Source organism: Mucilaginibacter sp. SMC90, assembly GCF_022811725.1.
Taxonomy (GTDB): domain Bacteria; phylum Bacteroidota; class Bacteroidia; order Sphingobacteriales; family Sphingobacteriaceae; genus Mucilaginibacter.
The window spans coordinates 3,009,274-3,024,072 of sequence record NZ_CP094527.1; the positions used below are offsets into that span (position 1 = coordinate 3,009,274).

Sequence of the window (14,799 nt, forward strand, 5' to 3'; positions counted from 1 at the left end):
TTTATTTACTAAACAGAATCCCTTGTTTTTAAGTATAAAGGGTTCTCTCTAATTAATTTTTTATTTTAAATGGAAAAGCTAAAGCAGATTATTGGCTATGGCAAGCCTGATTTGTCGCTGGAAAATAAGCTGTTTAACGCGCTCTCATTATTCATTTGCGTCAGCAGTGTTTTTTCGCTGATCTGTAATTTGTTTTTAGGCTTAAGTTATAAACTTGAGCTTGTTCAGCTTTTTGTAATCCTGATGTCGGGCTGGGCTTTTTACCGGAGCAGGTTTGTAAAATATAAGGATGATGTTGCGGTAATTTATATTTGCTTTGGCCTTACTGCCATTATCCCCGGGTGGTTTTATAATGGTGGTATTAGCGGATCGACAACCCTTTCCGGAGTCTTTTTTGTTGTGCTTATAACCCTGCTTTTAAAAAAACGGCATCACTATATTTTTATCGGCGCTTTAATAGCCATATTTATGGGTTGCTACTTTGTTGAAAAGCAGTTTCCGTACTTGGTGCAACCTTACAGTAGTATTTCGTCTAAAAAATCAGATCTCATAACATCCGCAGTAACCAACGTTTTAATTGTTGGGCTACTGGTTGGTTTTATCAAAAAAAGCCACGAAACCGACAAGCGGGACCTGATACGCAAGAGTGAGGAACTACAAGCGTCACAAATTGAACTTTCAACTTCGCGTGATCAGGCCGAGGCGGCTACGTTTGCCAAGTCGAACTTTTTGGCCAATATGAGCCATGAAATCCGTACGCCACTCAACGGTATCATTGGCACTGCTCAGCTGCTCTCCCGAACCAATTTGCAGCCTGAGCAGCAGGAATTGCTTCAAACTTTACAGTCGAGCAGCAATTTGTTGATCAACATCATCAGCGACATACTTGATATCTCCAAGATCGAAGCCGATAAGCTAATGCTTCACCCGGTTTCAACACACTTGCGCAACTGCATAAAAACAGTAGTTGAGATAACCGAGCCTGCTATTTCCACACTGAACAAACCCTTAAACTTAATTTATCATGTTGATGATAATGTTGCAAGTTATGTAATAGCCGATGAGGGTAGGCTTCAGCAGATCCTGGTTAATTTAATTGGGAATGCCATTAAGTTTACAGACGAAGGTTCGGTAATATTGCGGGTTAGCGCATCGGGTGTCACCAACAATATACAGGAGATAACTTTTAGTATAAAGGACGACGGAATTGGAATAAGTGAAGAGGCTTTGACGCAATTATTTAAGCCTTTTACACAAGTAAATACCACAGCTTTGCGCAAATATGGCGGTACGGGCCTTGGTTTATCTATTTGCAAAAAGCTTGTTGAAATGATGCACGGCCGGATCTGGGCAGAGAGCAAGGAAGCCGAAGGCTCATTGTTTAGCTTTACCCTTCCTTTACAGGTTACCTACAGCATTTCCGAGCTGGAAATACAAACCGGCGAAAAGCATGTGTTTCAATACCGGCCTTTACGTATTTTGTTGGCCGAGGATAATAAGATGAACCAGCTGATAGCGAGTAAGATATTTAAAAAGGTTGGTTACAGCATTGATATTGCCGAAAACGGGCTGGCGGCTGTGAATATGGTTGAGCAGTGTAACTACGACCTGATATTTATGGACATTCAAATGCCCGAAATGGACGGTTTACAGGCTACCCGTCATATTTTAAAGAAACATGGTAAAGATGCCCCGCCTATTATAGCCATGACGGCTAATGTGCTTAGCGAAAATGAACGGGAATGCACCCAGGCTGGCATGAAAGATTTTGTGAGCAAACCTTTTACTTTTGAGCGCCTGGAAGATATCATCCAAAAATGGACATGATTTATAAGTCAAAAGCAATAATCGTTGATTAGTACCATACAAAATAAAAATAGTACCATTAGCAGCAACGCTATTGTGTGTAGTTTTGTATCATGTTACAAAGCATTCCAACAATTGACATTTGCACACTGGCTGATGATATAAAGCAGGATGAGATCCTGATCAGCAGGTTTGCCGCCTATCTGGATGCCCACAAAAACCTTTTCTTCCCGCATCGCCATTCTTTTTTTCACCTGGTATTGTTTACCGATGGCGGCGGATCGCATACCATTGATTTTGAAAGTTTTGATGTAAAGCCGGGCCAAATCTACTTTATGGTTCCTGGGCAGGTGCATTCATGGGAGTTTGAGGGTTTTATGGATGGCTATATTATCAATTTTTCAAGTTCATTTATTCAATCGTTTTTATTGCGGTCGGGGTATTTTGACAATTTTACTTTTTTAAATGGTAACCCAAAAGATGAGGTAGTTGATTTACCTGCCGGGCAACTGCCTGAAATAATATCTCTTTTTGAAAGGATAGTAGCCGAGGTTGAAAAACCCGCTGTATTGGGTAGTGATATGGTGAAATTGCTTATGCTTCAGGTTTTTATACTTATAAACCGTTGCCAGGGCAAGAATGATGATTTTGGAAAACAAGGCTACAATCATACGCTGATCCGTAACTTTCAAAAACTTATAGAACAGCACTATATTGATGTAAAGCTTCCTAAAGACTATGCCGATTTACTTTACATTACCCCTAACCATTTAAACGCAGTGTGCAAGGATGTGCTTGGCCTGTCGGCAGGCGAGGTGATCCGCAACCGTACGCTGCTTGAGGCCAAGAGGTTATTAACCAACCCAAGGCTCAATATAAGTGAAATTGCTTTTAACCTTAATTTTAGCGATAACTCCTATTTTACCAAGTTCTTTAAAAAAATTGAGGGTATTACGCCCGAAGAGTTCAGAAAGAAAACCTTAAACAATAAATCATAATTTTATGGAAACCCCTAAATATAAATTATCCGCATGGTCTGCCTTTGCAAACGCTAAATGTCCGCGTTGCAGAAGGGGTGATCTCTTTATCACCGGCATGTATGAATTTAAAGGCCAGGAAATGCATAAAACCTGCTCGCACTGTGGTTTGGTGTATGAGCGTGAGCCGGGCTATTTTTATGTAGCCATGTTTGCCAGCTATGCGCTTAATGTTGCCGAAATGGTTACACTGGCGGTTGCGATCAGTGTTTTAACAGGCAGCAGCAACCCCTGGTTATATGTAACTATCATTTTGGGTGTGGCCGTTATCCTGGCTCCCTTTAACTACAGGTATTCAAGGGTGATGCTTTTACACTGGCTTACACCAGGCTTGCACTATCATCCGGAGATGAGTGAAGATAAAGCAAAATAATTTAACTGACTGAAATACATAGCAATGCCCTTGATTGAAAAATTAAGGGCATTTTCATTTAAACCAAAGGGGTGTTGCCATAGTCATAATTACAACAAGTTTGATTTACACAAATTTAATAAGTGTTTGAAATTAAGCTGTTTGTAATTACTTAAAATCTATTATCATGAAAGCAAAACTTCAATCTCTGAAAGCCGATCTATATAATGTATTTGTAGTTGGTAATGCCGATGACAGGCAGTTGGCAAAAGCATATTTCCTGTTAGCCATCCCTTTGTTTGCTATATTTTTCGGTTGGGGCTCATTTCCGAAATTCTAACCATAAAAAACAGTCGGTACATTTCTGTAACGACTGTTTACAACTGTTCTTTAACTAATTAACTAACTATAAACTAACTTATTTTTCATTTTGGTTTAAGCCAGCGTAATCTGCAGCCACAAGTAATTTCTTAAATGGCTTGTAGAGCTTTTTTTCAGGCTGAAGATTACTGGTGGTATGCCTGCTTAAGGCGTCATAGTGATGCATATCTGAAAATATAAGCCTGGTATTAATTTCCGAATTGTATAACGAATCATTATCTAAATTAATACCACTGCGCTGAGCAGGGTTGTTAAGTTTTTCTTCGGGTGTTGATGCAAATAAATTGGCGCAGGCTATTAAAACGAGGGATGCCGCAACCAAAACAAGAAAATGGTAGAATAATTTCATAAGCAAGGTATAAGTTTTTAAAAATGTTTCAGTGATTACGGAAACAGATTATACTCCAAAAGTAGCCAACGCTTTAAAAAAAATAATCAGGGATTTCACCGTTTTGCGTACGTAGTTTTACGCAATTTATAATAGATTTGGGTGAATAATTAAATGTAGAAAGAAAAATTGATATAACATTATAATATCTGTAAAATTTTTCTTTTGTTAACTTTACTGAGGTATAACTGTGATAAAACTGTACAACACTACACAGTTTTTAATGTTGAATTTACTTAACGCATTTTTGAGCGATATTGAGATATCTTCATAAATTAACACCAATGTGATATCCGGCAGGGGGTAAAAAGTCTTACTTTTGCCGGCAATATGAGTAATTCGCTTAAAAATAAATACGACAGCATAATTTTTGACCTTGATGGCACGCTTTGGGATAGTACTGCTAACGTCGCCCTTGCGTGGCAGGCGGCTATAAGTAAGGTTGATTACATTAAAGAAGAAATGACACAGGAACGCGTGCGTTCTATCACGGGTATGACCTATGATGCCATTTTTGATAAATTATTCCCCGAACTTACCGACGAGCAACGTAAAGAAGTGCAAACCCTTTGCGGTATTAGCGAGCTGGAGATATTGCACACAAAAGGAGGGGAGCTTTATCCTGAGTTGGCAGAAACACTTAAATACCTTGCAGCAAACTACAAGCTATACATTGTAAGCAATTGCCAGAATGGTTACATCGAGCTGTTTTTGGACCTGAACCAATTGCATGGCCATTTTCTGGGCCACCAGTGTTTCGGTACAAAAGGAAACCCGAAGGCAGATAATATCAAAGATGTAGTTAATGATCATCAGTTAAAAGCACCCGTTTATGTGGGTGATACCATGGGCGATTATAATGCTGCTAAACAAGCCGGGGTGCCATTCATATTTGCCAACTACGGTTTTGGTGTTGTGCCTGATGGCATGGTGGCAACTATCAGTAGTTTTGCCCAACTTAAAGAGCTGTTTTAAGTTTGTAATTTCTAAAATCAATTTCGGATAAAGGTATGCCTGCTATCCGGAATTGTAATGTGGTTTGCTGTATTGTTATAATCCAATTGTAAAACAATTAGAGGCTTTTACTATTGTACTTTCAGCTTTACAGCTAAAAATTTAATTTAGTAAAATGAAGTTTATCAAATATCTGCCATTAGCTTTAATTTTTATTTCCCTGGTATCATGTAAGCCTAAAACCAAAACAATGCAGGTGCCTGTAGTTGGTTTTGTTGATGCTTTTGAAGATGCTACCATTTCTCAAGCGCGCAAAGGTTTTACCGATGCTTTGGCTAAGAATGGATTTAGTGAAGAAAAGAAAACAGTGCAGATTGAGTATAGCAATGCACAGGGCGATATCCCTACACTTACGCAAATTGTTAACCATTTTGTTACCGATAGCGTTAACCTGCTGGCAACATGTACAACATTATCAACAGTAACAGCGCTTCAAAAAACTAAAAATATACCGGTTTTTGCAATGGTATCGCCAACTGCCCAGCGCATGAAGGTAGTTGATGCAAGCGGTAAAGCTCCGGCTAATCTTTTCGGCACGGTAGAGGACCTTAATTATATTGATACTTCTTTCAGCATTATCCCCAAACTACTTAAGCCAAAGGGCGCAAAGCTTGTAATTGGGATGATCTATAACCAATCAGAGCCCCAGTCGGCCGATGCTTTAAACCGGATCAAATCATTGGCTACCGGCTTAAATGTTAACATTGTGGCGCTTCCGTTAAACACCTCGGCCGATGCGCAGCTGGTAACGCAATCGTTATTAAACAAAAATATCGATGCCTTTTTTGCTAACCCTGATAATACAGTTTTTGCATCTTTTGAAACCATCCTGAAAAACTGCAATCAGAAAAATATCCCCATTTTCACCAGCGAAGCGGGTTTGGTACAGCGCGGTGCCGTAGCTGCCTTTGGTGCAGACATTTACCAGTGGGGTTACCAGGCCGGCGAACAGGCTGCCCAATATCTTAAAACTCATAAAACTGACGGCATGCAGCCCGAAATGGTGAAAATCAGGAAGAGGGTATATAATCCGGCAGCGGCTAAAAAATATAATATTACCATTCCGCCAAATTTCGAGCCTGTAAAATAGATGGATTTTTACCTTACCGCTTTACTGCAAGGCCTTTGCTTTTCGGCCATAGCGCTGGGGATTTATATATCCATGAAGATCTTTAACATTCCGGATATCACAACCGACGGCAGTTACACCCTGGGCGGTGTAGTTACCGCAGTGTTATTGACCAACCACCAGCCCACCTACATTATTTTACCTGCTGTGATTTTGGCGGGAGGAACAGCAGGTGCAGTTACGGGGATTATTCACACCAAGTTAAAGATCAATGCACTGCTGGCCGGCATCCTGGTCATGACTGCACTTTATTCTGTTAACCTAACTATTTTAGGCCGGTCGAATTTGCCGCTTATTAATTTGCCTTCATTATTTACTATATTAAATGTGGTGAAAGATCCTAATCAAAACACTTTTTGGATCCTTGCCATTTTTGTTATAGTTATTACTTTTCTTATTGGTTATCTGCTCAAAACAGATTTCGGCATAGCCATGCGTGCAACGGGCAACAGCGAATCCATGATCCGGTCGTTGGGGGTAAATACCGATAGAATGAAGATCACAGGTTTAGCGTTAGCAAACGCGCTTACTGCCTTAAGCGGTTATCTTGTAGCCCAGTTTCAGGGCTTTGCCGATATCAGTATGGGGATCGGGATTGTAATAGTTGGCCTCGGCTCGGTAATCATAGCCGAAACGCTCATAAATTGGTTAAAACTCACTTCGGTATGGTTAAGCCTTGTATTGGTGCTAACAGGTGCAGTGATATTTCAGTTGGTATTAGCGTTTACGCTATCGGTAGGAGTAGACCCTAAATTGCTAAAGATAGTTACAGCTGGCTTTGTATTGGTAATTGTGAGCCTGCCGCGTTTATCCTTATTAAAATCATCATGATAACGATAACCGACGTACATAAAATATTCAATAAAGGTAAAGCAAACCAGGTAAAAGCAGTTAATGGTGTTACGCTGGAGATCAAAAGCGGCGAGTTTTTGGTGGTGGTGGGTTCAAATGGCTCAGGTAAAACCACCATGCTTAATTTAATTGCCGGCAGCGTATTGCCCGACACGGGCACAATTAGTATTGATGATACCGACGTAACTAAGCTCCCCGATTACAAACGAAGCCAGTGGATTGCAAGAGTATTCCAAAACCCGTTGAGCGGTACTGCGCCAGATCTTAGTATTTTAGATAATTTCCGCCTCGCTTCGCTCCGAACCAAAGCAAAAGGGTTGTCAGTTGGGGTAAACGATGCTTTTAAGAAACAGGTGCAGGAAAAAGTGGCCAGTCTTGGCATGGGTTTGCAGGATAAGATAGACCAGCCTATGGGTACCTTATCAGGCGGGCAGCGGCAGGCGCTTACACTGCTGATGAGCGTTATGGACAGCTGCAAGGTTTTACTGCTTGATGAACCCACAGCAGCCCTCGACCCGCGTTCGGCCGAAGTAGTAATGCGGACAGCTGATACACTGATTAGCGAATTTGAATTGACCGCAGTATTCATTACGCACAATTTAAAGGATGCCTTTAATTATGGCACAAGGATAATACAAATGGGTGAAGGCTTGATTATTAATGATTTATCTGGAAAAGATAAAGCCGCTTTAAAACAAAACGACTTGTTTGACTGGTTTGCTTAAAAATTGGCAGAGTAATTGTATAAGTATTTGTACTATGAAAAACAATAATTTTGCAACCATATCGGATGCTTATCAGTTAGTAAGCGGCGCTAAAATAAAAGGGAAAAAACACGACGAAATATTTGAACTTGGTGCGTACGATGCCCTGAAAAGAGGCTACGTACTTTACCCGCTTGAACAAGGTGTTAAGTTTGATGACTTCAGCGTAATGATATCTGAAAAAGAATTAAAAAATAACTTCCTGATTGAGGCAGTTAAACAAAACGCCATAGCAGCTTAATTTCAGGCTGCTATTTTTTTACCCGTACTTTTTCTGGTCATAAAAAGGCAATAGACCTCATACACAATGCAATTGAGTTTGTGTATGCGTGTTATTTCTTGCTTTTCTCATGCAATAATTGTAGGTTTGCACATATAAAGTACAAACCGATGTTGTTTAATAAATCATTCTGCTCAGTAATTATGTGGCCCATGGGGTTGCAACAGAAGGGTTTTGCATCGATAATTCTCTTCTCAACTCCGGTATAGCGGTTTCGAAGTACCCAAACCGATCCTACATTTACCACATTTTTATAACATTAAGTCTTACTTAAACGTAAGCTTACTGAATTTGAAATTTTATATGGACAATTATTATTCAATTGAAGAAAAGTACCTCCAGGCTGTTGATGAACTATCGTTCGGCGAAACACCAAAGGGCTTAAATATATTAAACCAGATCGTAGCAGATGAGCCATTTTTTGCAAGGGCTCATTACCAGTTAGGCATGATCCATTATTACAAGATCCAGGATTACCAAACCGCGGGCTATCATTTTAAAACCTGTATGGAACTGGAGCCATCATTTCCGGATAACTATACTCATTATCTTGATTTGGTAGTTTTTTTGGGTATGGAAAAATCAGTTGCAACTATTTCGGCCCAGGCTTTGACAACTCCCGGCGTAAATAAGGCTCGCATTTTTGATTTGCTTGGTTTGTTTTACGAAAAGCAAAAGGACTGGAATAAAGCCTTGCGCTATTATCAGGAAGCTTTTATGGAGGTTACGGAAAAAGATGATCGTAAAGATATCGAAGACAGTCTTAAGCGGGTGCGATCAAAAATGAAACAGAAACAGGCTTATACCTACTTTATTACCGAATAATATGGTAAACTGTTATTTGGATAATTAAAGAATAGGCCCCTGAAGAAGGGGCTTATTCTTTAATAAAAAAATCTAAATTAATAACGTATGTTTAAAGATACGTTATTTGTGTAAGTTGTTGTTATACAGTTAAGATACAATTTTTGTGAAAAGTGTGCAGAGGTTGGAAATGGCGTTGTTGTAATTAAATTGCTGCTTTAATATATAGATGATGATGAACCATGCCTAAATATTTAGCGAAACAGGCTTTGTTACTTGCTGTTATAGCCATAGTTGTTTTTCTATTCAAGTATTTGGTGGCGCTGTATGCCATTAACAGATAATTAAATCTGAATGCCCGGTAAATGCACTTCGGCCATCATACACCTTGCGCTGCCGCCACCATTTGTTTCAATGGTATTAATGTCAGCATAAACCAGCTTGCCATACTTTTGTAAAGCCGAGCGCTGGGTATCGTTCAAGGCATTAAAGGCGTTTTCAGACATCATGATCAACGTTTCTCCTGCTTTATTTTTTACTTCGAGCATGTTGCCCGCAAATCGGTTCATCTGCTCAAAGGTAATCTCGATAACTTCTCTGTGTGATGATTTTAATAATTCTGTAACCGTTATCCTCTCATGCGGATTGGGGATGCTATTTAAACAGATCACGGCAAACCCACTGCCAATACACATCAATACATTAGTGTGATAAATGGCTTTACCCTTTTCATCAACAGCTTCAAAGCTGACGGCCTGATAGCCTGATTGCTCACAGAAATAGTTAAGTACATCTTTATCTGTGCGGGGCGAAAGGCAGGCGTATGCTATTTTATTGTCCCTGTCAAGCACCATGCTGCCTGTTCCCTCTAAAAAGCGGTGTTCATGCTCAAAGCGGCTCAGGTCAATTACGTGTGCCACTTTAAATTTATCTTCCAGATCGGTTATGATATCTTCCCTGCGCTCAAGCCTGCGGTTTTCGGCTTGCATAGGGTACAGGAAAACACCGCCATCGCTATGAAACGACACCCAGTTGTTTGGAAATATCGAATCAGGCGTATAGGGCTGGGGGGTATCATCTATAACTGTAACATCCACACCGTTATGACGCAAAACGTTAACCATTCCATTAAACTCGCTCAATGCTTTTTCCTGTACACCATTCTTTTCGGTATCCCGATTTTGAAAAGCGTTGCTTGCAGCAGTTTCCTCATTAAACCCGAAATTAACCGGGCGGATCATTAATATATGTGATGTTGACTGACTCATAATTTTTGTCTGAACCTTGATTTATGGGATTAATGGATTAATAGGATTTTTGTTTGAACAGGATTTAGGATTTTGCTTTAAGCGGGATTTATAGAATATCTGAATTTTATTTATCTGATCAAATCCCATAAATCAAACAAATCCGTTTAATCCCGGTTCAGAATATTGTCCCTTAATATCGGCATGCTCATACAATGAAAACCACCGCGGGCACGGGAAAGTTCTGCCGAGGGCATTAATATCAGTGTATTGGTTAAGCTTTGTGGATCAAGCTCATTGCTCTCAAACTTTTGAATTAAATCTGCTACCCTGATCACATCAAAACCTGCTTCTTTAAATGCTTCTACAGTTTTGTCATTACGGTCGTATCCAACAACTACGCCTTCTTTTAACGCAAGCAGGTTGCAGGAATCTGTCCATTGCTCGCGGGCATCAAAAGGGAATGTATTATTGCCCGAGTAAATAAACTTTGTTTTTGTGCCGCTTTTGAGATCGTTTTCACTAATATCTGCAAGTAAATCTTCAATACAGCCAAATAATTTCGGTTTTTCATCTTTTTCAAACTGAACAATTTCTGCCCGTTCTTTTTGTTTCTTATCGGCAAACCATGATATAGGTTCACGTTCTTCAACAGGTGCTTCCGCAGCAGCAAGTGATCGCAGTAATACCCAGGTATCGCGCTTTACTTGTGTAAAAACGGTATCAATATGCATGTAATCACGCTTATTGGGGATCTTTACTATGGTTACTTTTTTCACCACATCGTGTTCAAAAAGTAGCCTGATGGCTTCGTTGGCACCGCTGACAGAGGTGCGTTCGCTGCAGCCAATCACCAAATGATCGGGGCTAACCATCATCACATCGCCTCCCTCTAAAGTTGTGCGGCCTTCAGCATCTTCGCCCGGGCGTAAAAAATGCTGGGCTGTTTCGGGGATCTCTAAAATATTATCGCGATAAGCTTCAAACAGCGGGTGGTTGAAAAAGATGTACCGCATCAGCAGCGTTTCGCGGAAACGGGCCTTTTTTGCAGGTTTATTGAGCAGCATGTGCTTATTAACCGCTATTCCCAGATCTCTCGAAAAAATAAGATTGGGAATAGGTGCAAAGATCATTTCTTCGGTTGTTAACGATCCTGAAATAAAGATCTTGGCCAGCTCAACCGGATCGGTATCGGTAAGCTGCTGCTGTAAACGGTAATTGCAGCTTTCAACGGCGCATACCGAAGCCACCAGTTTTTTGCGGATATCCGGCTGCTGTAATATATCAGCCAGCAGGGTTTGTATTTCGATTACTTTATCTGATGAATGAAAGCCAGCGTTGTCGGGCTTAAAAAAAGAGCGGTTAGTGGTTTCATCATCAATTTGATTTAGCTTACCTTTTATTTTGTCAGGGTCAAGAAAATAAAGCAATAGTTTTACGTAATAGTCGTATTCGTTTCTGCGCACAGTATCCAAATGAATTATATCCTCAAAAAGCCAGTCCTGTGCCTTTGATGGTACAACTTTGCCCAGTCCGCTATCCGGACTATGAATAAGCAGGGTGCGCAGTGTGCCAATTTCGGAAGTTACATCTATTTTAAAATCGGAGTTGGTTATTGTCATAAAACACTATATCGTACACAAATCTATCAGAAATTAAATTACAAAACAGGGCAACTGCCGGTAAATTTAGGTACAGCTTAAATAAGCGTAAAAGTTGTGGTAACTGGTTGATGTTTAAAATCATGTTATGAAAGTGATATAAATTGTTTTAATTTTATTTCTATTGCCTAACCTGCTATTTCCTGCCTATGCCAAAGTCTGCCATCCCGTATATTCTTAAATGTTTATCATGCTGTATGTTAGCGTCTATGGCTTCAGCGTCACTTTTTGCACAGGATTCGCCCAGGGCTTTTATTAATAATATCATCTTAAAGGCTGATACTTTTGCCAGGGGCAGGGCTGTTGAAAAAATATACCTGCAAACAGATAAACCTAAGTATGAAGCTGGGGACACATTGTGGTTTAAAGGCTATTTGCTTGAAGAGCCTGATTTGCGCGCAGTTACCAAAAGTGGCGTTTTGTATGTTGAATTAGCCAATGACAGTAACCGTGTTATAAAACGCCTGATGCTGCCGCTTTTTGAAGGACTTGCATTCGGCAACATAGCGCTGGACAAGCGGGAGGTGCTGCAAGGCGGTTATTTTTTGCGGGCATATACTAATTGGATGCGCAATTTTGATGAGTCGTATATATTCAAAAAACATTTTTATATAGGTAATGCCGTAAACAACGCCTGGCTTATAAACTACAAGGCGTTAGCAAAAAAAAGTATCGATAAAGAGAAGGTGCAGCTTAATTTACGTGTTACAAAATTTGATACTTTCCCTGTTGGCGTTCGTGAAATGCAGTTGCGCTTAACAGATGGTAAGCGAACATTGCTTAAAAATAATGTCAATACAGATCTGGATGGAAATATCGATGCAAATTTTGATCTGCCCGAAAAAGCTAACGCCGCAAACTTATCGCTGATAATGCAGGACCTCCGCAAAGGAGAAGATAACCGCAGGTTGGTGATGCCGTTGATCCTTAACCGGCCTGATCATATCGATGTTCAGTTTATGCCCGAAGGCGGCGAGCTTGTTGCCGGCTTACCGGCGCAGGTTGCTTTTAAAGCCATAAATGAAGACGGCTTCGGAGTCAATATCTCGGGGAAGGTTTACAACAACAATCAACAGGAAGTTGCTGCATTTACTGGCGCACACAAAGGCATGGGCGTATTTAATTTACAGCCACAACCCGGCGAAGTGTACACTGCTAAAATTAAATTGCCTGATGGTTCATTTAAAACTTTCCCGTTACCTGCTGTCAAAAACTCGGGCATCACGCTTGAGATCAATAATCCGTTAAACGCCGATTCGATAGCGGTGATGTTAAATGCAACGCCGGATATTATTGCTGCCGGTAATGTTTATTACTTGTTAGCCCAGGTACGTGGTTTGGTTGCTTACGGTGCCTCGCTGCATTTTAAAAATGGCGGCGTTATTATGCGGGTTAGCAAAAAACTATTTCCGGGTGGTATTCTTCGCTTTTTATTGATTGGTACCGATAAAAAGTTACTTAATGAACGGAAAGTATTTATTGAGCATCATGATAATCTTAATATCAGTATTAAAACTAATAAACCAGTGTATGCTCAGCGTGACAGTATAGCAGTTGATATCGAGGTTAAAACTGCAGATGGCACTCCGGTACAGGGAAGCTTTTCAATGGCCGTGACAGATAACGCACAGGTGAAAACGGATAGCTTAACTCATAGCAATATAAGAAGCTACATGTTGCTTACGTCTGATTTAAAAGGAGCCATTGAGGAACCGGGCTATTACGATGCTGCCGAAAAAGATGCCGCTAAATGGCAGCATTTAGATTACTTGCTTTTAACGCAGGGCTGGGTTGGATATGATTGGAAGGATATGTGGTTACCTTTACCGCCAGCTAAATATAAAGCCGAAAAGCAATTTTTAGTAACCGGTCGTGTAACCAATATGTTTAATAAGCCGGTTGCAAACTCTGGCGTTACCTTGTATTCAAAAAAGCCCCTGATTGTTACAGATACCGTAACCAATAAGCAGGGTGAGTTTATGTTTAAAGATATTTTTCCGGGCGATACAGCGGTGTTTTTTGTGCAGGCCAGGAATAAAAAAGGCAAAAGCTTTAACGTAGGTATTGAGATGGATGAATTTAAGCCACCCGTATTTGCCGCTGTAAATGACAGAACAATACCCTGGTTCCTGAACATTGACACCAGCAACATGATAAAGGTGAAAAAACAGGTAAGCTTAAAAGATGCGATGGCTAAAATTACCGGCGGTAATATATTAAAAGAGGTGGTAATAAAAGATAAACGCATCATTAAGGACTCCAAAAATTTGAACGGCCCGGGCGAAGCAGATTTGATCATTGACGAGGAAATGCTTCAGAAGACAGGCCGGACCTCGCTTGGCGACCTTATTACTAAAAATGTAAAAGGCTTTAATTCTTTTACTGATAAAACCGGCTTCACTTACTACAGGTTAAATACCATGGTATTGCATTTGATCATTGACGGTATGGATGTAGATTTTTTCAAGCCGGAAGGTATTTCTCCTTATCAGTATTTCAGGGAGTTTTTTGACTACTGTGATGCGGAAGAAATAAAAGGTATCGAGGTTATGAAAATGCCAAGAAATACTTCCAGTTATACTCGCCGATACGTTCAAAACCCGATGGCGAAGCCTGATGAAAATGCTTTTATTGAAATAACCACACGTAGCGGCCACGGGCCTTTTGTGAAAAAAACAGTAGGGACTTATGTGTTCCGCCCGATGTCTTTTTCTTTGCCTTTAACGTTTTATACTCCTAAATATAAACCAGGCTCTGCGCCCGACATGACCGATATCCGTTCTACGATATATTGGGGCCCGCATATAATTACTGATAAAAGTGGTAAGGCAAGGGTTAGCTTTTACGCTGCAGATAACCCCGGACACTATGATTATGTAGTTGAAGGAACCGATTTGGAAGGTAGTTTTGGGGTTAAAAGGGGCAGCATAACAGTTAAGAAAAGCAATCTTAATCAGTGATAGCCAGATAACAGTTTTTTGTACGGTGGTATTAATCAGGTGTTTATTACAATCGATTGCAATAATGTTTTACAGTTAATGCTTTTTTAATGTTTTATTAAGTTGTATCGGTTTATTTGTGCTA

The 14,799-nt window shown here is 40.2% G+C and carries 14 protein-coding genes; 11 read left to right on the forward strand and 3 right to left on the reverse strand.

The window, feature by feature from the left end; genetic code table 11:
• Nucleotides 1-69 precede the first annotated feature (69 nt).
• The 4 genes from MTO98_RS12830 (at nucleotide 70) to MTO98_RS12845 (ending at nucleotide 3,535) form a co-directional block, all read left to right on the forward strand.
• On the forward strand, nucleotides 70-1,827 hold the full coding sequence (locus MTO98_RS12830) for an ATP-binding protein (RefSeq protein ID WP_243487052.1): 1,758 nt from the start codon (nucleotides 70-72) through the stop codon (nucleotides 1,825-1,827).
• Nucleotides 1,828-1,919: 92 nt separating this feature from the next.
• Nucleotides 1,920-2,804 carry a helix-turn-helix domain-containing protein gene (locus tag MTO98_RS12835; RefSeq protein ID WP_243487053.1) on the forward strand — a complete coding sequence of 295 codons (885 nt, stop codon included), beginning with the start codon at nucleotides 1,920-1,922 and terminating at the stop codon, nucleotides 2,802-2,804.
• 4 nt (nucleotides 2,805-2,808) lie between these two features.
• Nucleotides 2,809-3,216 carry a DUF983 domain-containing protein gene (locus MTO98_RS12840; RefSeq protein WP_243487054.1) on the forward strand — a complete coding sequence of 136 codons (408 nt, stop codon included), beginning with the start codon at nucleotides 2,809-2,811 and terminating at the stop codon, nucleotides 3,214-3,216.
• 166 nt (nucleotides 3,217-3,382) lie between these two features.
• Entirely contained in the window at nucleotides 3,383-3,535 is a 153-nt protein-coding gene (locus MTO98_RS12845; RefSeq protein WP_243487055.1) for a hypothetical protein, read from the forward strand.
• A 78-nt stretch (nucleotides 3,536-3,613) separates the two neighbouring features.
• Here the strand turns inward: MTO98_RS12845 and MTO98_RS12850 are convergent, their stop codons facing one another.
• Nucleotides 3,614-3,925 carry a hypothetical protein gene (locus tag MTO98_RS12850; RefSeq protein WP_243487056.1) on the reverse strand — a complete coding sequence of 104 codons (312 nt, stop codon included), beginning with the start codon at nucleotides 3,923-3,925 and terminating at the stop codon, nucleotides 3,614-3,616.
• A 369-nt stretch (nucleotides 3,926-4,294) separates the two neighbouring features.
• On the opposite strand from MTO98_RS12850, the gene MTO98_RS12855 reads away from it, so the two are divergent.
• The 6 genes from MTO98_RS12855 to MTO98_RS12880 all read left to right on the forward strand — a co-directional run bounded on the left by MTO98_RS12855 (nucleotide 4,295) and on the right by MTO98_RS12880 (nucleotide 8,828).
• Nucleotides 4,295-4,939, forward strand: coding sequence for an HAD family hydrolase (locus MTO98_RS12855; protein WP_243487057.1), 645 nt, complete (start codon nucleotides 4,295-4,297; stop codon nucleotides 4,937-4,939).
• 154 nt (nucleotides 4,940-5,093) lie between these two features.
• Nucleotides 5,094-6,068, forward strand: coding sequence for an ABC transporter substrate-binding protein (locus tag MTO98_RS12860; protein WP_243487058.1), 975 nt, complete (start codon nucleotides 5,094-5,096; stop codon nucleotides 6,066-6,068).
• Entirely contained in the window at nucleotides 6,069-6,938 is an 870-nt protein-coding gene (locus MTO98_RS12865) for an ABC transporter permease (RefSeq protein ID WP_243487059.1), read from the forward strand. It abuts the gene before it with no gap.
• Nucleotides 6,935-7,684 carry an ABC transporter ATP-binding protein gene (locus MTO98_RS12870; RefSeq protein ID WP_243487060.1) on the forward strand — a complete coding sequence of 250 codons (750 nt, stop codon included), beginning with the start codon at nucleotides 6,935-6,937 and terminating at the stop codon, nucleotides 7,682-7,684. Before MTO98_RS12865 ends, MTO98_RS12870 begins: the two co-directional genes overlap by 4 nt.
• Before the next feature lie 34 nt (nucleotides 7,685-7,718).
• Nucleotides 7,719-7,964 carry a hypothetical protein gene (locus MTO98_RS12875; RefSeq protein ID WP_243487061.1) on the forward strand — a complete coding sequence of 82 codons (246 nt, stop codon included), beginning with the start codon at nucleotides 7,719-7,721 and terminating at the stop codon, nucleotides 7,962-7,964.
• A gap of 342 nt (nucleotides 7,965-8,306) precedes the next feature.
• Nucleotides 8,307-8,828 (forward strand): hypothetical protein, encoded by a 522-nt coding sequence (locus MTO98_RS12880; RefSeq protein WP_243487062.1) that lies wholly within the window; start codon nucleotides 8,307-8,309, stop codon nucleotides 8,826-8,828.
• Nucleotides 8,829-9,151: 323 nt separating this feature from the next.
• Here MTO98_RS12880 and ctlX read toward each other — a convergent pair whose 3' ends face one another.
• Both ctlX and MTO98_RS12890 read right to left on the reverse strand, forming a co-directional pair.
• Entirely contained in the window at nucleotides 9,152-10,075 is a 924-nt protein-coding gene (ctlX, locus tag MTO98_RS12885; protein ID WP_243487063.1) for a citrulline utilization hydrolase CtlX, read from the reverse strand.
• Between the two features lie 146 nt (nucleotides 10,076-10,221).
• Complete coding sequence (locus MTO98_RS12890; RefSeq protein WP_243487064.1) at nucleotides 10,222-11,676, reverse strand: arginine deiminase family protein; 1,455 nt, start codon at nucleotides 11,674-11,676, stop codon at nucleotides 10,222-10,224.
• Between the two features lie 248 nt (nucleotides 11,677-11,924).
• Here MTO98_RS12890 and MTO98_RS12895 point away from each other — a divergent pair, with 248 nt between their 5' ends.
• Complete coding sequence (locus MTO98_RS12895; protein ID WP_243487065.1) at nucleotides 11,925-14,675, forward strand: hypothetical protein; 2,751 nt, start codon at nucleotides 11,925-11,927, stop codon at nucleotides 14,673-14,675.
• The last annotated feature ends 124 nt before the right edge of the window (nucleotides 14,676-14,799 follow it).

Excerpts from the sequence above, each read along its gene's own strand:
- MTO98_RS12865 (WP_243487059.1), top strand. The coding sequence starts at position 6,069 with ATGGATTTTTACCTTACCGCTTTACTGCAAGGCCTTTGCTTTTCGGCC.
- MTO98_RS12835 (WP_243487053.1), top strand. The coding sequence starts at position 1,920 with ATGTTACAAAGCATTCCAACAATTGACATTTGCACACTGGCTGATGAT.
- MTO98_RS12840 (WP_243487054.1), top strand. The coding sequence starts at position 2,809 with ATGGAAACCCCTAAATATAAATTATCCGCATGGTCTGCCTTTGCAAAC.
- MTO98_RS12880 (WP_243487062.1), top strand. The coding sequence starts at position 8,307 with ATGGACAATTATTATTCAATTGAAGAAAAGTACCTCCAGGCTGTTGAT.
- MTO98_RS12830 (WP_243487052.1), top strand. The coding sequence starts at position 70 with ATGGAAAAGCTAAAGCAGATTATTGGCTATGGCAAGCCTGATTTGTCG.
- MTO98_RS12855 (WP_243487057.1), top strand. The coding sequence starts at position 4,295 with ATGAGTAATTCGCTTAAAAATAAATACGACAGCATAATTTTTGACCTT.
- MTO98_RS12845 (WP_243487055.1), top strand. The coding sequence starts at position 3,383 with ATGAAAGCAAAACTTCAATCTCTGAAAGCCGATCTATATAATGTATTT.
- MTO98_RS12870 (WP_243487060.1), top strand. The coding sequence starts at position 6,935 with ATGATAACGATAACCGACGTACATAAAATATTCAATAAAGGTAAAGCA.
- MTO98_RS12890 (WP_243487064.1), bottom strand. The coding sequence starts at position 11,676 with ATGACAATAACCAACTCCGATTTTAAAATAGATGTAACTTCCGAAATT.
- MTO98_RS12860 (WP_243487058.1), top strand. The coding sequence starts at position 5,094 with ATGAAGTTTATCAAATATCTGCCATTAGCTTTAATTTTTATTTCCCTG.
- ctlX (WP_243487063.1), bottom strand. The coding sequence starts at position 10,075 with ATGAGTCAGTCAACATCACATATATTAATGATCCGCCCGGTTAATTTC.
- MTO98_RS12875 (WP_243487061.1), top strand. The coding sequence starts at position 7,719 with ATGAAAAACAATAATTTTGCAACCATATCGGATGCTTATCAGTTAGTA.
- MTO98_RS12895 (WP_243487065.1), top strand. The coding sequence starts at position 11,925 with ATGGCTTCAGCGTCACTTTTTGCACAGGATTCGCCCAGGGCTTTTATT.
- MTO98_RS12850 (WP_243487056.1), bottom strand. The coding sequence starts at position 3,925 with ATGAAATTATTCTACCATTTTCTTGTTTTGGTTGCGGCATCCCTCGTT.